Source organism: Paenibacillus sp. WLX1005 (assembly GCF_046603685.1).
GTDB lineage: Bacteria > Bacillota > Bacilli > Paenibacillales > Paenibacillaceae > Saccharibacillus.
In genome coordinates, this window is the sequence record NZ_CP176756.1 from 4,081,479 (window position 1) to 4,103,075 (window position 21,597).

The window sequence follows — 21,597 nt, forward strand, 5'->3', positions numbered from 1 at the left end:
ACCTAAAATAGGGTATTGGTTGTGTAGGCTTCAAAATGATGTACATATGCTTTCTTTATGTGCGGAGCCATATTCTCAAAACTACTGGAGGTATGATTATGTTTACACGTCTTGACCAGATTTTGATCCAAATTCCCGATGTGGACCGTCCTGACCCTGATGCAGCAGCAGCGGTGCAAGAACTACTAGGCGGCAAATTTGGCGAAATGTCGACTCTGAACAATTATCTTTTCCAGTCGTTTAACTTCCGTAACAAGTCCAAGCTAAAACCGTTCTATGATCTCGTTACGAGCATCACGGCGGAGGAACTTGGACACGTGGAACTTGTAGCGCATGGCATCAACAAGATCCAAGCCGGTTCCACAACGTACAAAGAACCAGATGACACACCACTCGGTTCGGTAAAAAATGTACGTCTCAGTTATCCGTATCTTGCCGGTGCGCAAGGTGCAATGCCGCGTGATTCGATGGGACGCCCTTGGACAGGCGACAATGTATTTAACAGCGGCAACTTAGTCGAAGACTTGCTGCACAACTTCTTCTTAGAGTGCGGCGCCAGAACGCATAAGATGAAGGTATACGAAATGACGGATCATCCAGCAGCTCGCGAAGTGGTCGGCTTCTTACTCGTACGCGGCGGCGTCCATGTGGTCGCTTATGCAAAAGCGCTCGAAATTGCTACTGGTGTTGACGTAACCAAACTCGTACCTGTGCCGTCATTGAGCAACAAGTCATTTAATGAAGCGCGCAAATATGAGGAAAAAGGTGTGCATACCCGTCTGTACACACACAGTACGGAAGATTTCAAAGCGATTGGCGAGATCTGGAAAGGCACGCATCCAGAGGACGGTCAGCCGCTTGAGGTCATTCATGGATTCCCTGAAGGCGTTCCTGTACCGGAATATCCAGAAGTGGAAGAAGAATTTGCTCCGGGTATTTCCAAAGAAGATTTTGCGGCGATTGCCAAACGTCTGAAACAAAGTGGAAATGTGCATTAAGTTGCTTTGATTCCGTATTCCATTCGTTTAAGCGCTTAGAGTCATACTCAAATGAATGTGCAGCCTATTCATTGTTTGATGATGTTTATTTCGATCTTTTATTGTATGTAATCATTGTGAATGTATCAAACGTTCTTGCACAAATGGTTCGTGTTCATAACGACGAACACGAACCATTTTTTATCCAATTTCAACGTCATAACGCTAACAACAAAAGCCATCTATTTATTAAATTTTTAGCATAATGTTTAAATTGGTTGTAGCTGGTTAAGTAATAAACGACGACGGATTGTTGAATATTTTTCCTACTCTGCCGGAACGTATAATATGGCCATCGGGTATGCGTAGCAAATATATTCAACTCTCATATACTTACTTAATTTACTTATAATTTCAGGAGGCGAATGATATGTTAGGATGGTTATGGGCATTGATTATCGGAGGTATTATTGGTTGGTTAGCAGGTTTGATCGTGGGACGCGATATTCCTGGTGGCGTAATCGGTAACATTATCGCCGGTTTCATCGGTGGCTGGCTGGGCGGCAAATTGCTCGGTTCTTGGGGACCTGAGGTTGGCGGATTCTATCTGATTCCAGCCATTATCGGTGCAGTCATTCTTGTATTCATCGTTAGTCTGGTTATGCGTTCGATGCGTAGAACCCGTAGCTAATTGTAGAATACGAAATTGTACAGAATATACACGGAACATTGAGATGATTCTTACTTCTAATCACAGCACAATCATCGACTTGTTCTTTATAAGAAACCCTGCTTCCTTTTGAAGCAGGGTTTTTGTTTGTGCTCGTTCGCTCATTTTTCTACTTCCTTTACTCTATTTCAGTTGGTCTATTTTGTATATTCTGTGTTGCTTGATCTATGATGTTTATTCTCCTTTTCAATATATTTCAATATCTATTTGGTCGCTCGACTGTTAGACGGGTAATAGAAGTACAGAGAGAGTAAACCAGCGATACTGTAGCTACACATGAAGTCTTATAAGAACAACATTGCTACACAACACACAACTACACAGAGATAAAGGATGGGATGTATGAATTTGAATTGGATCTGGGATTGGGCAGTACAGTGGTATTACAATATACGCTGGATCGACTTGCTAGTATCTTTTGTAATTCTGGCATTGTTTCTAGGCTTTCGTAAACTGTTTACGCGTTATCTGTTTGCCTTTGTGATTGGGCGCTTCAAGAATCATCCAGCGTTGATCCGCTGGGCGCAAGCATTCGAAAAGCCGCTTCAGTACTTTTTCATTCTGATCGGCACGTATTTATCCTTGCGTTATTTTATGCATGAGCAATGGAGCTTTGTTGTCGATGTGAACCGGATCTATCGCAGCATTAGCGTCGCGCTACTCGGCTGGGGATTGTACAATGTGTCTGCCTCTTCTTCCCTACTACTGGAAGGCGCAGGCAAACGATTCGGGCTGGATGCGTCCAGCATGATTATTCCCTTTTTGTCCAAAGTGATCCGCTTTATCGTAATCCTGCTCGTAATTACGATTGTCGGCGCGGAGTGGGGATTCAGCATTAACGGCGTTGTTGCAGGTATGGGGTTGGGCAGTCTCGCCATCGCGCTCGCTGCTCAGGAATCGCTTAGTAACATTATCGCTGGTATTATTATTATTTTGGAAAAGCCATTCTCCAGAGGCGACTGGATCTCTACACCGGATATTGAGGGCATTGTTGAAGATATTACCTTCCGCAGCTCGAAGATCCGTACCTTTACCGATGCGTTAGTCATCGTTCCTAATTCCAAGCTGGCTGCCTCCGCGATTACAAACGGCAGTCAGATGGGCAAACGTAAAATCTTCTTCAATATCAAAGTATCGCTATACACGTCAGGCGATCGCATTGAGAAGGTCGTTGCCCGTTTGACCGAGTATCTGGAACATGACGAATCGATTGCACCAGGTAGTGTAATGGTTAAGTTTAATGAATTTTATGAGAGTAGTCTTGGCATTATGGTGCAGTGTTTTACCAAGTCTCCCGCATGGGGCGATAATCTGGTATATCGTCAGCAGCTGAATCTGCATGTGATGCAAGTATTAGAGGAAGAAGGCGTGAAACTGGCATTCCCAACACAGCGCGTACTTGTGCAAGAACCGGAACTGGAAGCGCGCAAAGCATAGTCCAATCGAATAGCGGTTATATCCAAAAATAGCCAGTCTGCGCTTTGAGAAATATGCGCAGACTGGCTATTTTCACACCATCTTCCTATAGGAGCAGGTGATCCGTTCCTACGTGTACAGACGTATATTCTTATAGAAACATTGGTATTTGAAAAAGTCATCTCTGTGTAGCAACAATTAATCGTTCTCTGCTGGATTCAGTGGTAGCCATTCCAGCACACGCTGAATTTTGTTGTCCCAGTAGCCCCACTCATGCTCACCCGGCTCCTCTTCGTATGTTAGTTCCAATCCTAGCTTGTTCACATGATCCCGAAAGCGCACATTGCCATCATATAAGAAATCTTCAGTACCACAGCACTGATATAGTGCTGGAACGTAGTCAGTCTTCCCATCCGCCAATTGTTCCGCCAAATAAAAGAGATCGTTTACTGTACCTTTGGACTGTTGCAATGAACCAAAGATTCGCTGAATCTCACCTAATGATGTCGGGTCCTTCTCACGCGTATTGAACATAAATTCCAGCTCTGTAACGCCGGATAGACTGGCAGCTGCTGCATACTGCTCTGGCTTGCTCATGCCGAGCTTCAACGCCCCATATCCACCCATGGACAGACCTGCAACAAACCGATCCTCCCGGCGCGTAGACAGTGGGAAAAACGATTCTGCCAACTGTGGCAACTCTTCTGATACAAACGTATAATACTGCCCACCCTGCTCCATATCGGTATAAAAGCTGCGATGTGCATTCGGCATCACGACTGCCAATCCATATGCCGCCGCATAGCGCTCAATCGATGTACGGCGTAGCCAGATCGAATGATCATCTGACAGCCCATGCAGTAAGTATAGCGTTGGATGCTTGCCATCCCCCGCCTTCCCTTCCATACCAATCTGGGTACGGGTTTGCTGGGGCAAAATCACCGTCATCGATGTCGATAAACCAAGTACATCAGAATAAAAGTCGCATTGAATCAGTGCCATTCTGTAGCCTCCTCTGCTCTATTCCTTTTTATCATAATAAAAAAGGACCCCTGTCTGCAAAGACAGTTGCCCGTTATGTAAGCTTCGGCTCCCAATAGGAATCTCATATTGGAATCATTATATGATATGGTCGTACTATCGCTGAGGAACGTTCCGCTCGTTCTCATGCGTGATTCACAGATCAATACCTGTTACCAAAATAGATAACCGTCATTCCATTGCTTACCGATCAATAAGTGATTAGCGTCTACGGGAAGTTGTAATCCCAGTGCTACCTGCCATTTGTGCGTTCAGCAGTTCTTGGAAACTTTGACCATTGCCACCTGCATCCGTCTTCGCTGCCGTTACTGTTGCTTGTGGTCTGAATTGTTGATGATTGTATGGTGTCATTTGATATACGCTCAAGTTGATATTCATCTTCATTCACGCTCCTTATTTTGTGATGTAATGTGATCGTGTTCGATGTATGTTTTGCTTCCTAGGAATTCCTATGTCTACTTCCTACACATGTAATTAAGTTAATATAGTTATACCCCCAAATCTTCCTATTGAAAATACCTAAAATACATATTCTGGAGTTTTTTCTATAAATGAATCGATAGACCCGGTTTGTCGAATTTATTTTGACTTTTTCGCATACTTTTTGTCGACAAAAACTAGGATCATATACCCTACATTTGTCGACAATTACGAAAAAAGGGCATATGTCGTAAGACTGATTCATATTTACATGTTTTTAAATTAAAAGTACCATTAGTGCAACCTTCTTTTTCACAGACGCGTCAGAAGGAGTAGGAAGGATCACATTTAGGAGTAGGAAAGGGGATTATTCATGAAGCATACATGGACAGCCGTAGCTGCTGCTTCCGTACTAACGTTCGCATTAAGTACGCAGGCGTTCGCAGCAAGCAGTAACTTTACCGACCTTACTAATGTAGAGGGCAAGGACAAAATTGAGTCTCTACAGGAACGTGGTTATATTAGTGGAGTGACAGCGACACAGTTCAAACCGAATCAGACGATCACCTCCTCGCAAGGTGTACAATTGCTCGTCAACAGCTTCAAACTCAGTCTAGACGATTACAAATTTATCAAAGCACCAGAAGCCAGCGATTCCTATACTAAAGTGAAAGATAACGTCTGGTACTCAGACGCTTTCATCATTGCTGCGGTCAATGGACTGGAAGTGCCACGTGCGATTGAACCGTCCGGCAAACTGACGCGTGAACAATTTACTAACTTCACAGTCGCTGCTATGCAAAAAGCTGGTAATCTGCCGCAGATCAACGTTGAGCCAGTAACAATCAAGGATGAGAGCAAAATCACTGCCGCTTATCAAGGCGCGATTCAACGTTCGCTCGCATGGAATATTACCGAGTTGGACAGCAGTGGTAACTTCGATCCGACGCAGCCGATTACTCGCGCTGAAGCAGCGGTAATGATCTATAATGCTCTACAATATTTGCAGGAACATCCAGAGCTGAGCAATCCAACGACTGACAACACCGGCATGACTCCGTCAGACGATGCAGTTGAGGGCGAAAGTTAACAATAACCATAATAGTACGTAGAGGTTCATGCTGTAGTGTACGGAACACATGGCGTATATGTATGTACATCATGTATCACTTGATATCATTCATACCTTTGCATCACAAAAAAAAGACCTTGCTTTTGGAACAGGGACGTCAATCTTCCCTAATCCATTGGCAAGGTCTTTTATGATGGTTGGTTCCATTTCCATACTACGTGTCTGTTGCTGTTTTCGCTGCTGTGAATGCTTCCCATTCTTCGCGTAGCAGCCCCATTCGGATCGAATCGTAGTACACTCCCTCATAGAGACGGCATTTGCGGAGTCGCGCTTCCATTGTCATGCCCAGCTTGTAGCCGATCTGCACCATTCGTTCATTGCCAGACCATGTTGTGTATCCTACACGTACAAGTGGCATAATCGTAAATAAATGTCTGATCCACAACGTGAATGCAATCGTGCCATAGCCGCCATTCCAGTACGCCGGATCGAAAATAACAATGCCCATCTCCAGCCACCACGACGGCTGATGCTCCCAGTAATAACTGACCATTCCGACTACATTTCCATCGACTTCAATGACCCAGCGAGCATCATTATCGATCCAGCTTTCCTGCTCGCGCTCTATAAATTGCTCATAGGTGAGCGGCACATGCTCATAATAAGGAGCATCCCACTTTTTCCATTCTGGTGCGGCGTCTTCGTAAGCAAGTCGCCATAGCGTTTCCGCATCAATCTGTACTGCCGGACGAATCTTGACTACGCCTTCTTGATACGATGTTGCTTCTTCCATCTGATCATCTCCATATTGTATGATTCGCTCAACGGAGATAGTGTTCAAACCAGCCGATAATCTGCTGCAACCGCTGGATACGCAACTGCGGATGCCCGGAACGAGACAGTTCATGATTGGCTTCCGGGAAGCGTACAAGACGCGTTTTGACACCAAGACGCTTCAATGCCGTAAACCACTGCTCTGCCTGTTCAATCGGACAACGCAAATCCTTTTCCCCATGCAGGATAAGAATCGGCGTCTTCACATTCCCTGCGTACGCAAGTGGCGAATGCTTCCATAGCTGCTCCAGCTTGTCCCACGGATTGCCGCCAATCTGATCCTCCGTAAAATAAAATCCGATATCACTCACTCCATAAAATGAAACCCAGTTGCTAATCGAACGCTGCGTCACCGCTGCCTTGAAGCGATCCGTCTGACCGACAATCCAGTTGGTCATGAATCCGCCATAGCTACCGCCTGTTACCCCGATGCGCTGGGGATCAATCCAGTCTGTATGCTCCAACACATAATCGGTCACAGTCATCAGATCACGATAATCGCCACCACCATAATCCCCCCGGCACGCATTTACAAAGGTCTGCCCATACCCATGACTACCACGTGGATTGGTGAATATGACCGCATATCCTTGCGAACACAGCAACTGGAATTCCAGTACAAACGTAAATCCGTACATCATATGCGGACCACCATGAATCTCTAGCACAGCAGGTACTTTGTGATCGGCGCTATACTCCACATCTACCGGTGGCATAAGCCATGCTTGTAGCGGATGCCCATCTACCGAAGTCAAATGCAGCTCCTGCGGTGTACTGAGCAACAATTCCGCTAGCAATTCATCATTAGCATGTGTCAATTGCGTTTCTGTCCCTGTTGCCGGATCAGCTAGAAACAATTCACCCGGTTGCAATGGAGAAGCAGATACAATTGCGAATGTCCCATTATGCAGCGGGGTAAAATAATGAATATTGCGCTGTCCATCCAGCAATACAGTATGACCGGAACCATCTGCTGCCAGTTGTAGCAACCGCACTGTGCCTTCCGCTGAACTTTGCACATAAATGTGCTTGCTATCCTTGCTGTATATCGGTCGCGCATTGGCGCCGATACCAGTATCGCCAACCAATACATTCGTTATCATTAGCTCTGCATCATCGCATAGACAGGTGATGCTACCATCGTGCAATGACAACCCATACAGTCGCAACAAAGTCGCATTGTGATACGACTCATCACTGGCGATAAAAGCAATCTGCCTGCCATCTGGCGACCAGGATAGCGAAGCCAGCTCGTATTGATTGTTTGTCCAGCATGTCAATCCACTGCCATCTATCCGAATGCTATACAGATCGCTCGTCAGAGCAAAATCAGGATCGGCTTCGTCGTCCGCAGGCATATGTGCAGCAAATGCAATCTGTTGTCCGTCATGTGACCAGACCGCAGCATGCACATCGTAAGCACCAGACGTGATCCATTCCCCTTTTCCAGTTTCCACATGATAAACGTACAGATGCTCACGTCGTCCGTTCCACAATCCGCCACTGTCCGATTTGTATGTAATCCGGTCGACGATCAACGCTTCCAGCTTATCGCTATCATCGGCTTGCTTGGAATGATCGGTCGTCTCCTCTGTATCCTGTTCCTGTTCAGCCGTCAGCAGTAGATGATTGCCATCTGGCGACCACTGGAATGCACTTACGCCTTCTGGCAATGAGGTTGCTACCGTCGCTTCACCACTATTTGCCGGGATGATCCATACCTGTGTCTTCTTATCGTGTAATCGCAAAAAAGCGATCCGTTGCCCATCTGGCGACCAGGCTGGTGCGCGGTCACTTGACCCTGCTGTAAATTGGCGTTCGTCACTGCCATCTGCTTGCATGATTCGCAATTGCAGATCATAGCCAGTACGTTTGTCATTCACCTGACGATTAACATATACAATCCGTTGCCCGTTAGGGTCAGCAACCGGTTCTTGGATCCAGCGAAAACGGTATAAGTCCTCTGCTTGTACTTTATGTTGTTTGCCCATCATCATCCGCCTCCTCATCGGGTGAACAATTCGTACGTTCTTTCCATTTTCACCCATACTGCACATAGTAGCCCACCTGACGTCATTACGCAATGTGCGACATGATGGCAAATCAACATGCAAAAGCCCCGGTTGTTATACCGGGGCTGAGGTAAGACAAGGATAGAGGTATAAAGGGATGGAGTCACATCTCGTGTCTGTGTCTGTGTCTGTGTCTGTGTCTGTGTCTGTGTCTGTGTCTGTGTCTGTGTCTGTGTCTGTGTCTGTGTCTGTGTCTGTGTCTGTGTCTGTGTCTGTGTCTGTGTCTGTGTCTGTGTCTGTGTCTAAGTGTACACGATTAAATGAGTACTTTGCGAATCTTTACTTGGCGTTCTTTGGACAAATCAATAAATTGTTCACCTGTCTGCACGAGCGGACGGAACATGTCAGTCTGATTGGCAAGGATAATCACGCCGTTCTGACCGTTATTCAATTCGACGCGTTTGCCAACCAGATTGGGCGACATGTGATAGATCAGCGCCTGTACCGGTTTCTCATGCAGTTTGGAGAAGCCAAGTTCGTAAATATTTTGCAAAATACTAACTAGCCCCTCTTTGCTACCATCTTCGTTCACAGCCGCCATATTAATAAACTCATCCGCAACGGAGACGATTCGAGTGTAAGCATGAATGCCATTTTTGTATAATCGCTGTGGATAACCGGTGCCATCGCCGCGTTCATGATGCTGCAATGCGACCAGTGCGGTCGGTTTATCGCCTAGAGATTCCATGATCAGATCGTAGCCATACTGAGTATGCATACGATATTCTTTCATCTCCGATGCGTTCATGCTGTCCTTACCGCCACGGATAATGGAAGGCAGGCGGCTTTTACCGATATCATGCAAATATCCAGCACGGCTAATACGGTAACATTCAGCCTCCGTATGACCAAGCCAACCGGCGATGTAGTAGCTGAGCAAGCCGACTTTGAGTGAATGGCTGTAAATATGATCGTCCTCTGCTTCCAGCATCAGTAGCAAGGATACGACATCCTTTTTCCCATCCAGATCAAGCAATAATGGTTCCAGCAGTTGCCCGGTCAGATCGCCGCTGAACTTGCCCCGTGTTAACGATTCCAGAAAAATGGATTGATACGTTTGCAGCGATAGCTCTACGTTCTTTTTCAATTGGGTAGGTAGACCAATCAGATCCGGGACAGCAAGCGCGCTTGGATCATCTAGCGATTTGGACGTTGCCGCCGTTTCCACATCGATATAATCGAGTTGGTGACGCGTCAACAGCGTAATATCTTCCGCTGTTAGCAGTGTACCTTGCTTGAGCAGTGGGACACCAGAATGGTTAAATGCATCTGCGCCAAGCCGGTCTCCCTGTTTTACATCATCAATATGTATTAACAAAATAATCCCTCCAGCAAATGAGTATATTCGACAGCATAAGATGCAGAATGAACAGTAAATATGTAACATTACAGCATATTTTGACATATTTTAAGTATTAATGTTATCGGTAAATGATTGCTACTTTATTATAGAACTTCTTGCTCAATCCTGAGATATAGCGCATTCACGTTTGTGCAGGCAGGCATGTAGTAACTATCTCTTTTGGACTAGAATAGACTAGAATTGTGGTTACAGCTGTTTCGTAGAGGCTGCTATCTGAATGGAGAATATCACAAAACAAGGCGCAAATGAAGCCAAACTAGCTGCTTCATTTGCGCCTTGTTGATCTATCGTGCTTATTCACCAATGAACTGAATGCGTTTCTCAGCATCCGGGTCTTGTACTAATTCAATGATACGGTTAAATACAAGTGTATTACGCTCATGACGATTATAATCCGTCCATGGAATTTCCAGAGTAGTCGGAATAGCAGTATGCGCAAATGTCGCCCATGCGCGCTGCATTTGTGTTGCCATATTCAACGTTTGCTCATCCAGTTCAACACCCATATGCTGAAGTAGAAGCTGATTGTTAAATACAAATGGAATCTCACTCGCATGAGTTGCCGTATTAAAAAATTGATGCCCTGACTGATTCCAGTCAAACCGATACATCCATACATCACCATGCTCCAATTGCGCTTCCGCATATTGAATGGCGCTGCGCCAGAAAAACAGATCGGTCATAATCTGTGCTTGACCTTCGGCAGTCATGGGATACTGCTCAATCAATGGAGCTGCATTCAAACCGGTCATCGATTCTAGTACTCCGGCAATTTGCGGCTTGCTCATCAACTCAGATGAAATATGCACAAACATCGATCCTTCATCCATATTGGTACCGATAATTAGGGGAATCCCTTTGGCTGCCCCATTGCGAATCGCTTGTAGTGGTTCTATAGGTAACGTTGATTCATGCAGCACAGGTTGGAACGGCATCGATAATGCTCCCGCGCCACTTCGCACCTGTTCGCCAGCGCTTAATAGCTGCTCCGTCGAAGCCTGATACAGCACAGACGTATCACCGTGACTACCACCCAGACTGGCAATCAGGTGCTCAGTAACAGTACGAGATACGTCAGGCGTAGTAAACTGAGATGCTCCACTTTGCAAAATGGCGGCGCGGAACAACCCCTTGGATGCAGGCATTGCCAGCAATGCTGCAATACTCATCGCTCCAGCAGATTCACCAAAAATCGTTACTCGATCTGGATCACCGCCAAATGCAGCAATATTGTCTTGCACCCATTGTAGTGCGGCAATCTGATCCTGTAAGCCGAGGTTCGCAGATTCCGATTGTCCATGATGAGACAAATCGAGAAATCCGAATACACCAAGTCGATAATTGATAGTAACAACAATAACTTCGCTGTTCAGCACAAATGAAGTACCATCGTAAAATGGCAAGCTGCCTGCACCGTTCATAAAAGCTCCACCATGAATCCAAACCATTACCGGGAGTGGAGTCTCCCGAGCGGGACCGTCGGCTGCCCATATATTCAAATACAAACAATCTTCCGATTTGACCGGACGCATACCATCGGGATACGAATTTTCCAGCTCGCTATCCGACTGAGGGCTAACAGGTCCAAAACGTGTTGCATCGCGCGCGCCTTCCCATGCTTGTAATGATTGGGGCGGCTGGAAGCGTAAATCGCCTACCGGTGGCTGGGCATAAGGAATGCCGCGCCAGATGACTGTGCCATTCTCGCGCACACCTTGAACTTCTCCGTATACTGTAGAAATGAGTGTATTTTCCATGACTATTCTTCATCCTTCCGGTTCGTAATACTAAAGTGTATATTCTCATTTAAACATATGGGGACGTAGTGCCACAATTTTCGCAATGTGGTGCTGTATCTCTTTTGCAAAAGATGACAGTTGGTGTGATATACTGGCAAGGAATGCAGGCAGGGACGGATGATTGATATAGAAAAGTGAAGATGCCCATTAGACTATACCTGTATACATCATATACCCGATATTGAAGGTAGCGGTATCTTCATTCTTTCTATGTACGTGCTATGTACGTGCCCTGTGCTGCTTACCTTTGTGACAGAGGAGAGTTCGTAATGAGTGTGAGACAGGCACAACCTAGCGATGTGCATGAAGTGATTCCACTGTTATTGTCCGCTATTGGCGATATCGGACAAATGCTAGCTGGTACAACCGATCATGCGCAGATGCTAGATACGTTAGGACAATTTTTTACCCAATCTGGTAATCGACTTAGTTATGAAAACGTCTATGTGCTGGAGCGAGAACATCAGATTGCTGGGTTCTTCCTAGCTTATCACGGTCATGATATTGCAGCGTTGGATGCACCGATTATTGCGCAATTACGTGAAAAGGGGCTGTCCGGTGATGAGGTTGTTCCAGAAGCACGACCAAATGAGTATTATCTAGATTCGATTGCTGTCAGTCCCAATTATCAAGGTCAGGGCATCGGTACGTTGCTGATTGCCGAATTTGAGCAGATTGCACGTCAATTGAACCATGAACGACTGCTGCTCATTGTCGATCTAGACAATGTACGTGCCAGAGCGCTGTACGAGCGATTGGGTTATACGGAAGATGGATCTATCGAGATCAGTAGTCATCTGTATGATCGAATGATCAAACTCCTTACATGATCAAACAACCGGATGCCGCGTGGTGTCTGGTTGTTTTGTTTAGGCTATCGTTCGCAGGTTTAACGGATATTAGGTTATATTTCCAAATTCAACCTGTGATAAGGAGAAACGTTCATGGCATTCCGAAACTGGCGAGAATCCGTCATCTATCAGTTATATCCGCAAAGCTTCAAAGATGGGAATGGTGATGGCTGGGGAGATTTGCAAGGTATACTGGATCAGGTAGATTATCTGATAGAACTGGGTACCGATATGATCTGGCTCGGTCCAATCTATGATTCACCGCTAGTCGATAACGGCTATGATATCCGAGATTATCAGCGTATTCATCCACGTTATGGAACGATGGATGATTTTCAACAATTGTTAGAGCGGTTACATGAAAATGATATTCGACTCATTATGGATCTGGTCATTAATCATACATCGGATGAACACGCATGGTTTCAGGAATCGCGCAGCAGCAAAGACAATCCTTACCGCGAGTATTACATATGGCGTTCGCCTGGCACGGATGGTGGGGAACCGAATAACTGGCGTTCCTTTCTTGGTGAGTCCGCGTGGACGTATGACGAGCAGACGGGCGAATATTATTTGCATCTGTTTGACCGCAAGCAGCCCGATCTGAATTGGGAACATCCACCATTACGCGAAGAACTGTATAAAATGATTCGCTGGTGGCTCGATCAGGGCATTGACGGTTTTCGACTGGATGCGATCAATATGATCTCCAAGCATCCTGATCTGCCAGATGCACCAGAAGATGCTGCCCATCCACTCGGTCAACAATTTTACAAAAACGGTCCGCGCATTCATGAGTTTCTGCATGAACTGCATGAGCAGACATTCGCCCGTTATGATCATATCGTGACACTTGGTGAAGCGCCGTCCGTTACGATGGAAGAAGTGCTGAAGTATACATTGCCAGAACGCGGAGAGATGGATATGGTGCTGGCGATGGATATGATGCGCATTGGCAAAGATCCCAAGCATCCGTGGCGTAGCCGTGACTGGTCGATTAACGAATTGAAGGAATCGGTATTAAAATGGCATGAAGGTGTGCATGGGCGCGGCGCGTATGCAGTGTATTTGAGCACCCATGATCATCCGCGCATGTTGCCAGATGTGATCGGGGCGGGAGACCATTATGATCAGGCTGCCAAGCTGGTAGCAACCTTTTTGCATACGATTCCGGGTATTCCACTGATCTATCAGGGAGAAGAATTAGGACTGCCCAATACGATCTATTCGAGCATCGACGATTATCGGGATGCTGGTACGCTTGGTTATTATGAACATGCTGTGGCAGATGGCGAATCGGAAACGGAAGTGCTGGAGCATATTCATAAACGCAGTCGCGACGGTGCAAGAGCGCCGATACCGTGGAATTGCGCGCTGCCGCAGGCGGGCTTTAGCGAAGTGGAGCCTTGGATTCCGGTTACGCCGGAAGAACAGCTTCACGGTCGGTGTGTGAACGATCAGATGACGCATCCCGATTCGGTGCTGTACTACTATCGCCAGTTGATTCAGCTACGCCGTATGAATCCCATTGTAATCTATGGCTCGCTAACGATGCTGCTGCCGCAGCATGAGCAGATTATGGCGTATGTACGGGAATGGGAAGAAGAACGCTGGCTAGTCATATTGAACTTTGCAGATGAGGACGTGTCTATTGATTGGAGTACGGAGCAGATTGACGGTACACAGCAGATGATCAAACTGCATGGTAACTATCCAAAATTCTCACGACCGACAAATCGTGAGGATGAGCATGATCTTTCGGAGTTGAAAGAATTGCGTCCGTATGAAGCGCTAATATATCGAATGCAATCGGTATCGCTGTAAATGTAGGAGCTATACACCAGCAAAGGCTTGCTGACCGATAACTGGATCGGACTCAGCAAGCCTTTTGTGTGCAATTCAAGCAGATTTCGCGCAGTCTGAATGTGGACTGAAGAACCGGCTGTTTATAACAATTTCGCCATGGTGTAATCGGTAATTACGTAGCCCGATTTCTGATACACATGTACTGCGCGATCATTGTGCCCAAACACATGCAGACCGATACGCTGTACTTGCTGTTGACGCATCTCTTGCTCCAACGCCTGCATTGTTTGTTGACCATAGCCTTGATTCTGGAATGCTTCATAAATCAGAATATCATAAATAAAAGCTAGTTTACCCGCAGGCGCATCATCCACATTCACCCATAGATGACCGAGCGGCTCGTCGCTAGAACCTTGACGATACATATGGTAAATATATGCTCCTTGCGTCTCCAAGCCTTGTGGCAAATAACGCTGAAACGACTGCTCTGCTAGTTCAGGCGCCTCTTCCTTACTCCAATCGCCAGATTGAATTTTCTCAGCGGCATAGTCACGCATCGATAATTCACGAAAAGCTACAAACTGTTGGGTATTCATTGGGACTAGTTCAATCATAAAACGACAACTCCTCTGAAAATATGTACGACTATTATATTGTAACCCTTCTACTGTTATTATTCTAATATTGTTGATCACGTTCATGAGATTCATCGCAACATGCAAACGCCCGGCATATCCTTGATCGGAATGCCGGGCGTGTAGAGCAGATCGCAAGACTGTTCGTGATGCTTGTGTTTATCTTTTACCTTTTATCTATTATAGATCGTGATCATGATGCTCTGGTTCTGGGGGGATGCGTTTCTCTAGCATCCGTTGCTGGAATTCGCTAATATCCTCATAGTCCTCAGCGAATTTGCGGGAGATGCGAATATAGATCGGTAGCAATTCGCGATAAATCGCAGCATGATCCTTATACGGACGATGCTCATACGTCGTACCGATCATGCTCGATACCGCATCCAGCGTGTCAATACGCTTCAGTGCATACAGACCGAGTACAGCTGCGCCCAGACAGGAGCTTTCAATACTTTCCGGCACGATGACCGGTTGGTCGAAGATGTCAGCCATCATTTGCCGCCACAGCTCGGAACGGGCGAACCCGCCGGTGGCGTGGATTTTCTGCGGTACACCGATCTGCTCCTCAATCGCCAGCATCACTGTATACAGATTGAACAGCACGCCTTCCAGCGCGGCACGGATCATATGCTCTTTTTTGTGATGCAATGCCAGCCCGAAGAATGAACCGCGCGCATCCGGGTTCCAGAGCGGCGCACGCTCGCCGGATAGATACGGATGGAACAGTAGTCCGTCTGCACCGGGGTCTACCTTTTCAGCGATTCGAGTCAGCACTTCATACGCACTCAGACCAAGACGCTTCGCCGTCTCTACCTCAGACGCAGCAAACTCATCCTTGATCCAGCGGAAAATAATGCCGCCGTTGTTGACCGGACCGCCGATGACCCATTTATCCTCTGTTAATGCGTAGCAGAAAAAGCGTCCTTTCGGATCGGTGACTGGCTTCTCGGTTACAGTGCGGATTGCGCCGCTCGTCCCGATTGTTACTGCCACAACACCCGGATCAATCGCACCTACACCGAGATTGGACAATACGCCATCGCTGGCACCAAGTACAAATGGCACCGAAGTGCTCAAGCCCATCTCATTCGCATACGTTTCATGCAGCCCATTCATGATCTGTGTGGTTGGTACGAGCTTGGACAGATGATCGCGTGTGATGCCAGCAACTGTCAGTGCTTCCTCATCCCAGTCCAGCTTTTCCAAATTCAGCAGCCCGGTTGCCGACGCCATCGAATGATCAGCGACATATTCACCAAACAGCTTCAAAAATACATATTCTTTCATCGAAATATATTTATGTGCGGCATCTGCCACATCTTTTTTCTCATGCGTAATCCACATAATCTTCGTTAGCGGAGACATCGGATGAATCGGTGTTCCGGTTCGCATGTAGATCTCGTGACCTTTGGGATCATCTTTTAACTGCCGCCAGTACTTGGCGCTACGGTTGTCCGCCCACGTAATACACTGAGTCAGCGGCTTGCCTTCCTTATCGACAACGAGCAAACTGTGCATCGCTGCACTGAACGATACACATAGAATATCGTCGGTGGATTTGCCGCTCTTGTCCATCACCTGACGCACGGAATCGATGACCGCACGGAACAGCTGATCCGGGTCTTGCTCCGCTACTGCTGGTACCGGAGTATGCAGCGGATATTCCACACTGCCTTGGGAAACGATTTTCCCGCTTTCTTCAAACAATACTGCCTTCGTGCTAGTTGTGCCCATATCGACGCCTATCATGAATTTTCCGGTACTCATCGTGTCAACCTACTTTCGCTCATAATATCAGTCCTATCTATCATCCCACAATTACACTTAAAAGCAAAATGATCGCAAACGCAAACAACGAAAGAATCGTCTCCATCACCGTCCACGATTTGAGCGTCTGCGGTACAGTCATATTGAAAAATTCCTTAACCATCCAGAAGCCCGCATCGTTCACATGTGACAGAATAAGCGAGCCTGCACCTGTTGCCAGTACGACCAGTTCTACATTTGCCCCCGGCGTTAATGCCAGTACCGGCGCTACAATTCCTGCTGCCGTTGTCATCGCTACCGTTGCCGAACCCGTCGCGACGCGGATCAATGCCGAGACGAGAAAGGCAAACACGATCACATTCACATGCGCCGATGTCGCTACACTCGCAATCGCATCGCCTACACCACTATCGATCAGCACCTGCTTGAATGCCCCACCACCACCGATAATCAGAATAATCGAAGCGGTCGGTGCCAGACATTCACTGGCAAATTTGGATATTTGCTCTTTGTTGAATCCTTGCCCGAAGCCAAGTGAGAAAAAGGCAAACACAGTCGCGATAAACATCGCTACCACCTCATTACCGACAAAGCGGAAAAATACCGCAACACTGCTCGTACTATCCGGCGCAGCAATCTCTACAATCGAGCCGGACAGCATCAGAATGACAGGCATCAGAATCGTCAATAACGTAAGCCCAAATCCCGGCAGCTTACGATCCGGTTGATCTAGTGGACTGGACGAGAACTGCTTGGACAATCCTTCTGGTGGCTGCACGACAATCCGGTTGCCGATATATGTACCAAACAACGGTCCGGCAACAATCGCAGTCGGAATACCGACAATGAGCGCGTACACAATTGTCGTACCGATGTTGGCGCTGAACGCATCAATCGCAATCATCGGCGCTGGATGCGGCGGCAATAGACCATGCACGGTCGATAATCCTGCCAGCATCGGAATCCCGACTTTGAGCAACGAGATATTCGTCTTGCGGATGACCGTAAACAATATCGGAATCAGCAAAATAATACCCACCTCAAAAAAGACAGGCATACCGACGATAAGCCCGACCAAGAGCATCGCCCATGGAACGCGCTTTTCGCCAAAGCGGTCGATGAGCGTAGTCGCAATCTGCTCGGCGCCCCCGGATTCCGCCATCATTTTACCGAGCATCGTCCCTAGTCCGATCACAATCGCAATCGAACCGAGCGTCCCGCCTAATCCGCTTTGCACCGAATCCACTACATCGAGTGGCTTCATGCCGATAACCAATCCCAAAAATAGGGACGCGAAGAGCAGCACGACAAATGGATTCCATTTATACCGTGCGATCATAACGATCAGTATCGCAATTGCCACCAGCGCCCAGATCAGCAGAGTCACCTGATGGCTCAGTCCAAAAATTGAGTACATTGCGGATGTTCCTCCTGTTCCAATGAAAAGTATGAATGTTGGAGTATGCACAATGAAATAACATGCCCTTTGTCATTATAGAGCATGTCATAAACGTCATAACAACCTTTTGCTTATTACCCGAATCATCCTCAAATGTAAACGGAAGAACTGCACGTATAGACGTATTTGTGCATGGTATCGTTTACATTTCCAATTGTTATCGCCAAGTCTTTGATACATTCCTAGCAAGTGAATAAGGTTGTTAACAATGTACTTTCGTTTGGATACCTATAATTCTGATTTCCCTAAACCCATTTGTAAGAGGCGATATTTATGGCATCGGCGGCGTTGATTTGACCCGTTTGCGCAAAGGGAATTTATGTCTTGTTTCTCTATGTCTGTTGTAAAATGGATTGAACGTACACCTAAAATCAAACATAAAGCAGACTCCCTATTCCCATTTCAACGGCGTATAACCGAGAGAAGATGGAATAGGGAGCCGTTTCATTCATTTAAACATACGATGTGAAATTCTACTTCGCCAGATAAGCATCTACTTTTCCTAATGTATCGAACAGTGTCAACGGTGTATACGTAATCATTCGATACCCTGGCGAATCATCCACTTCAAACGAAGCAAAATAAAAAGCAAGCTTGCCTATGTCTGGATGCCAGATCTGTTTTGGCCCATCATGCCAGCTTTGCACCTCATGATGATCCCACCAATTTGCAAATACGGAACTCATTTGCTTGAGTTCCTCCACCAGTTCCAAGTGTCTTGTATCACCTATATTGCGATCGTGATCCACTCGGAAACGTGCCAAAATATGCCGAGCATGTGTTTCCCAATCAGGATTGTTTGTTTGCCTTTGTAAGTTGCCGAATATTTGCCAAAGAATATTACGCTGCAACGGCGGAATATCTTCCAACCGTCCCCAAATGATTTCAGCCGCTTTATTCCAAATCTGTATATCCCATCGATGATCGATTATACATGCTCCAATCGTATTCATTTGCCTGAGCATAATCTGCATTCCTTCGTACGTTTGCTTTTTCGTAGAAGGCGCTGACAGTGTATTTCGGAATTCACCGGACAACATAAACAAATGCTCTTTCTCATTGTCATCCAGTTTGAATGCTGCGGATAACTGATTCAAAGCAGTTTCGGACAAACGAATATCCCTGGCCTGCTCGAGCCATGTATACCATGTTGCACTTATACCAGCAAATTCGGCAATTTCCTCGCGCTTTAATCCTATAGCTCGTCGGCGTGGAGAAGGAACAATTCCGTATTCGGTTGGCACTAACTTTTCGCGGCGACTACGTACAAAATGGGCAAGCGCTCTGCGTCTCATTTGCTCATCCATCATATGTACCTCCTGTCTGGTATGTTTTGTACTAGTATAAATGTTTCTCTTTTTCAGCAGAAATCATTTTTTTATACTCATATTAGATAGACGTATCACAACTATGAATAATTAAGTGAAGCGGAGGAAAACAAACATGAATCATCTCGAATATGAACCGTTTATCGGATTTATCGGTACTGGCTCTCTTGGATTCCCTATTGCAGAAAACATGTTAAAATCGGGGGCTTCACTCCGTATTTACAATCGCACACAAGACAAAGCTCGTACGCTAGAAGCATATGGAGCTGTACTTGTTTCATCACCAGCGGATGCTATTCCTGTTACTGGCGGCATACTCATCTCGGTGGTATCTGACGATCAGGCAATGCAACAAATTGTAGACAGTGAACAATTCTGGGATAACTGGTCAGCTGGAGGCATTCATGTATGTATGAGTACCTTATCCGAAGACATGGCACTTGCTATGGCAAAACAGCATGCTAGTCACGGTGTACAGTATGTCAGTGCACCTGTATTTGGTCGTCCAGAAGCAGCTCGGAGACGACAGTTATCTATCTGCCTATCTGGCAGCGATTCGAAGACGCGATCAAACGTGCAAGCTTTGCTTCAGTCGGTTAGCCAATCGTGTTTTGATTTTGGAGATCGTGCGGATGCCGCTATTCTCGTAAAGTTGTGTGGCAATTACATGATTAGTGCAGCGGCTAGCACTATGGCAGATGTAAGTCAATTCATATCTCGAAAAGGATTGAATCCACATGAAGTGAATCATATGTTGACATCTACACTATTCAATACACCTATTTATCAGAATTATGGAAAGATTATGGCCGATCAGCCGGATGGATTCCAAATGAACTGGACCGCTTTAAAAGATCTTGATTATTTTCGCAAAGCTCATAGCAAAATCGATAGCCAATCTGAATTGGCAAATGTTCTATATAACATGTTCCATTCCTAACGCTTACTACTGCTTTGGTGCATAGCAACTATAGCGGAATATTAAAAAAGCACGAGCTTCACAATATTACCTTTGTGCAGCTCGTGCTTCAGTATATATTTATATAGTATTGTTTGCTCAATGCCTTTTGAGCGATCGCTCCGTCTGCGGTACTATACTCAGTGTATGATGTGCCAGACCGTCACTCAATCCGCGCCAGCTTGCCAGCAACACCGAACACTGCATATGATCAAACACCGTCCGCAAAATCATCGTCCCGGCGACAATGATGTCGGCACGATCAGCAGCCAGATCGAATTGCTGAATTCGCTCTTCTACGCTCAGTCCAGCGAGCGCATCTGCATAATAACGGATTTTCTCCGCTTCAATCGTGTACGGGTCGCCCGCAGGCTTGAGCTGCTGCTGACGTTCACGTTCCATCCGTGCCAGCGCCCGAATCCCACCGCCCAATCCGATCAGCGGCAGACGGCGGTGTTCCGCTGTCCACGGATATGGCTCCAATAACCCGGCGATCTTGTGTTGCAGCTGCTCCCGAGATGATTCAGACCAACGCTCGCGACCGCCATTTTGGATCGTCATATTGACCGCTCCGCAGGGCAGGGACGTACTATGCAGCAATTCTTCTCCTTTAAAATAAGAGATCTCTGTACTGCCACCACCGATGTCAACGATAAACCCTTCCTGCACATGCGATGGCAGCGATCGGGTTACGCCGAGGAACCCATAATACGCTTCCTCTTCACCGGTCAGAACCTGCACGCTGATGCCCGTTTCGTGTTCCCAGGTCGCTGTAATCTCCTGCGTATTAGGCGACTGGCGTACCGCTGCTGTCGCAACAGCACGAATCTGATCAGCGCGATTAGCGGCACAAATCTCCTTAAACCGATTCAGTACAGGAATCACCGTCCAGATATCGTCTTCGCTCAGATTCCCATGTTCATCCCGGCGTACACCAAGACGTACCGTTTCCTTCGCTTTGTGAACCATCCGACATACCCGATCATTTCCTGCTTCATAAATGATCAGACGGATGGAGTTCGAGCCAATGTCTATGATTCCGAGCCGGTTACGATGATCGCTCATTGTA

General features: G+C 46.5%; 18 protein-coding genes. 7 read left to right on the forward strand and 11 right to left on the reverse strand.

All coding sequences use genetic code 11. From position 1 onward, the window contains the following. Positions 1-98: 98 nt before the first annotated feature. From ACE3MZ_RS17465 to ACE3MZ_RS17475, 3 genes are all read left to right on the forward strand, one after another. Positions 99-998, forward strand: coding sequence for a manganese catalase family protein (locus ACE3MZ_RS17465; RefSeq protein ID WP_411343406.1), 900 nt, complete (start codon positions 99-101; stop codon positions 996-998). A gap of 409 nt (positions 999-1,407) precedes the next feature. Beyond that, positions 1,408-1,668 (forward strand): GlsB/YeaQ/YmgE family stress response membrane protein, encoded by a 261-nt coding sequence (locus ACE3MZ_RS17470; protein ID WP_411343407.1) that lies wholly within the window; start codon positions 1,408-1,410, stop codon positions 1,666-1,668. A gap of 381 nt (positions 1,669-2,049) precedes the next feature. Further along, positions 2,050-3,144, forward strand: coding sequence for a mechanosensitive ion channel family protein (locus ACE3MZ_RS17475; protein ID WP_411343408.1), 1,095 nt, complete (start codon positions 2,050-2,052; stop codon positions 3,142-3,144). A 177-nt stretch (positions 3,145-3,321) separates the two neighbouring features. Here the strand turns inward: ACE3MZ_RS17475 and ACE3MZ_RS17480 are convergent, their stop codons facing one another. Next, the gene (locus ACE3MZ_RS17480; RefSeq protein WP_411343409.1) at positions 3,322-4,125 is read right to left on the reverse strand and encodes an alpha/beta hydrolase; all 804 of its coding nucleotides are present in this window, start codon (positions 4,123-4,125) and stop codon (positions 3,322-3,324) included. A gap of 240 nt (positions 4,126-4,365) precedes the next feature. Next, complete coding sequence (locus ACE3MZ_RS17485; RefSeq protein WP_411343410.1) at positions 4,366-4,542, reverse strand: hypothetical protein; 177 nt, start codon at positions 4,540-4,542, stop codon at positions 4,366-4,368. Between the two features lie 415 nt (positions 4,543-4,957). On the opposite strand from ACE3MZ_RS17485, the gene ACE3MZ_RS17490 reads away from it, so the two are divergent. Beyond that, entirely contained in the window at positions 4,958-5,674 is a 717-nt protein-coding gene (locus ACE3MZ_RS17490) for an S-layer homology domain-containing protein (protein WP_411343411.1), read from the forward strand. Positions 5,675-5,870: 196 nt separating this feature from the next. On the opposite strand, the gene ACE3MZ_RS17495 is transcribed toward ACE3MZ_RS17490, so the two are convergent. From ACE3MZ_RS17495 to ACE3MZ_RS17510, 4 genes are all read right to left on the reverse strand, one after another. Next, positions 5,871-6,449, reverse strand: a complete 579-nt coding sequence (locus ACE3MZ_RS17495; RefSeq protein WP_411343412.1) for a GNAT family N-acetyltransferase — start codon at positions 6,447-6,449, stop codon at positions 5,871-5,873. Positions 6,450-6,477: 28 nt separating this feature from the next. Next, entirely contained in the window at positions 6,478-8,487 is a 2,010-nt protein-coding gene (locus tag ACE3MZ_RS17500; protein WP_411343413.1) for a S9 family peptidase, read from the reverse strand. A 331-nt stretch (positions 8,488-8,818) separates the two neighbouring features. Beyond that, on the reverse strand, positions 8,819-9,880 hold the full coding sequence (locus ACE3MZ_RS17505) for an HD-GYP domain-containing protein (protein WP_411343414.1): 1,062 nt from the start codon (positions 9,878-9,880) through the stop codon (positions 8,819-8,821). Between the two features lie 338 nt (positions 9,881-10,218). Then, entirely contained in the window at positions 10,219-11,682 is a 1,464-nt protein-coding gene (locus ACE3MZ_RS17510; RefSeq protein WP_411343415.1) for a carboxylesterase/lipase family protein, read from the reverse strand. A 311-nt stretch (positions 11,683-11,993) separates the two neighbouring features. On the opposite strand from ACE3MZ_RS17510, the gene ACE3MZ_RS17515 reads away from it, so the two are divergent. Together ACE3MZ_RS17515 and ACE3MZ_RS17520 are read left to right on the forward strand one after the other, a co-directional pair. Beyond that, complete coding sequence (locus ACE3MZ_RS17515; RefSeq protein ID WP_411343416.1) at positions 11,994-12,554, forward strand: GNAT family N-acetyltransferase; 561 nt, start codon at positions 11,994-11,996, stop codon at positions 12,552-12,554. Between the two features lie 114 nt (positions 12,555-12,668). Further along, the gene (locus tag ACE3MZ_RS17520; RefSeq protein ID WP_411343417.1) at positions 12,669-14,399 is read left to right on the forward strand and encodes a glycoside hydrolase family 13 protein; all 1,731 of its coding nucleotides are present in this window, start codon (positions 12,669-12,671) and stop codon (positions 14,397-14,399) included. 122 nt (positions 14,400-14,521) lie between these two features. Here the strand turns inward: ACE3MZ_RS17520 and ACE3MZ_RS17525 are convergent, their stop codons facing one another. The 4 genes from ACE3MZ_RS17525 to ACE3MZ_RS17540 form a co-directional block, all read right to left on the reverse strand. After that, positions 14,522-14,995, reverse strand: coding sequence for a GNAT family N-acetyltransferase (locus tag ACE3MZ_RS17525; RefSeq protein ID WP_411343418.1), 474 nt, complete (start codon positions 14,993-14,995; stop codon positions 14,522-14,524). Positions 14,996-15,196: 201 nt separating this feature from the next. Beyond that, entirely contained in the window at positions 15,197-16,783 is a 1,587-nt protein-coding gene (gntK, locus tag ACE3MZ_RS17530) for a gluconokinase (protein WP_411343419.1), read from the reverse strand. Positions 16,784-16,823: 40 nt separating this feature from the next. Then, a complete protein-coding gene (locus tag ACE3MZ_RS17535; RefSeq protein WP_411343420.1) occupies positions 16,824-18,200 on the reverse strand; it encodes a GntP family permease in 1,377 nt (458 codons plus the stop codon). 515 nt (positions 18,201-18,715) lie between these two features. Next, a complete protein-coding gene (locus ACE3MZ_RS17540; protein ID WP_411343421.1) occupies positions 18,716-19,552 on the reverse strand; it encodes a helix-turn-helix transcriptional regulator in 837 nt (278 codons plus the stop codon). 133 nt (positions 19,553-19,685) lie between these two features. Here ACE3MZ_RS17540 and ACE3MZ_RS17545 point away from each other — a divergent pair, with 133 nt between their 5' ends. After that, positions 19,686-20,510: an NAD(P)-dependent oxidoreductase gene (locus tag ACE3MZ_RS17545; protein WP_411343422.1), complete on the forward strand. Its 825-nt coding sequence runs from the start codon at positions 19,686-19,688 to the stop codon at positions 20,508-20,510. A 117-nt stretch (positions 20,511-20,627) separates the two neighbouring features. Here the strand turns inward: ACE3MZ_RS17545 and ACE3MZ_RS17550 are convergent, their stop codons facing one another. After that, on the reverse strand, positions 20,628-21,593 hold the full coding sequence (locus tag ACE3MZ_RS17550; protein WP_411343423.1) for a hypothetical protein: 966 nt from the start codon (positions 21,591-21,593) through the stop codon (positions 20,628-20,630). Positions 21,594-21,597 lie beyond the last annotated feature (4 nt).

Coding starts and splice junctions, on each gene's coding strand:
- ACE3MZ_RS17520 (WP_411343417.1), top strand. CDS start 12,669: ATGGCATTCCGAAACTGGCGAGAATCCGTCATCTATCAGTTATATCCG.
- ACE3MZ_RS17495 (WP_411343412.1), bottom strand. CDS start 6,449: ATGGAAGAAGCAACATCGTATCAAGAAGGCGTAGTCAAGATTCGTCCG.
- ACE3MZ_RS17485 (WP_411343410.1), bottom strand. CDS start 4,542: ATGAATATCAACTTGAGCGTATATCAAATGACACCATACAATCATCAA.
- ACE3MZ_RS17470 (WP_411343407.1), top strand. CDS start 1,408: ATGTTAGGATGGTTATGGGCATTGATTATCGGAGGTATTATTGGTTGG.
- ACE3MZ_RS17480 (WP_411343409.1), bottom strand. CDS start 4,125: ATGGCACTGATTCAATGCGACTTTTATTCTGATGTACTTGGTTTATCG.
- ACE3MZ_RS17515 (WP_411343416.1), top strand. CDS start 11,994: ATGAGTGTGAGACAGGCACAACCTAGCGATGTGCATGAAGTGATTCCA.
- ACE3MZ_RS17550 (WP_411343423.1), bottom strand. CDS start 21,593: ATGAGCGATCATCGTAACCGGCTCGGAATCATAGACATTGGCTCGAAC.
- ACE3MZ_RS17465 (WP_411343406.1), top strand. CDS start 99: ATGTTTACACGTCTTGACCAGATTTTGATCCAAATTCCCGATGTGGAC.
- ACE3MZ_RS17490 (WP_411343411.1), top strand. CDS start 4,958: ATGAAGCATACATGGACAGCCGTAGCTGCTGCTTCCGTACTAACGTTC.
- ACE3MZ_RS17475 (WP_411343408.1), top strand. CDS start 2,050: ATGAATTTGAATTGGATCTGGGATTGGGCAGTACAGTGGTATTACAAT.
- ACE3MZ_RS17535 (WP_411343420.1), bottom strand. CDS start 18,200: ATGTACTCAATTTTTGGACTGAGCCATCAGGTGACTCTGCTGATCTGG.
- gntK (WP_411343419.1), bottom strand. CDS start 16,783: ATGAGTACCGGAAAATTCATGATAGGCGTCGATATGGGCACAACTAGC.
- ACE3MZ_RS17545 (WP_411343422.1), top strand. CDS start 19,686: ATGAATCATCTCGAATATGAACCGTTTATCGGATTTATCGGTACTGGC.
- ACE3MZ_RS17510 (WP_411343415.1), bottom strand. CDS start 11,682: ATGGAAAATACACTCATTTCTACAGTATACGGAGAAGTTCAAGGTGTG.
- ACE3MZ_RS17540 (WP_411343421.1), bottom strand. CDS start 19,552: ATGATGGATGAGCAAATGAGACGCAGAGCGCTTGCCCATTTTGTACGT.
- ACE3MZ_RS17500 (WP_411343413.1), bottom strand. CDS start 8,487: ATGATGATGGGCAAACAACATAAAGTACAAGCAGAGGACTTATACCGT.
- ACE3MZ_RS17525 (WP_411343418.1), bottom strand. CDS start 14,995: ATGATTGAACTAGTCCCAATGAATACCCAACAGTTTGTAGCTTTTCGT.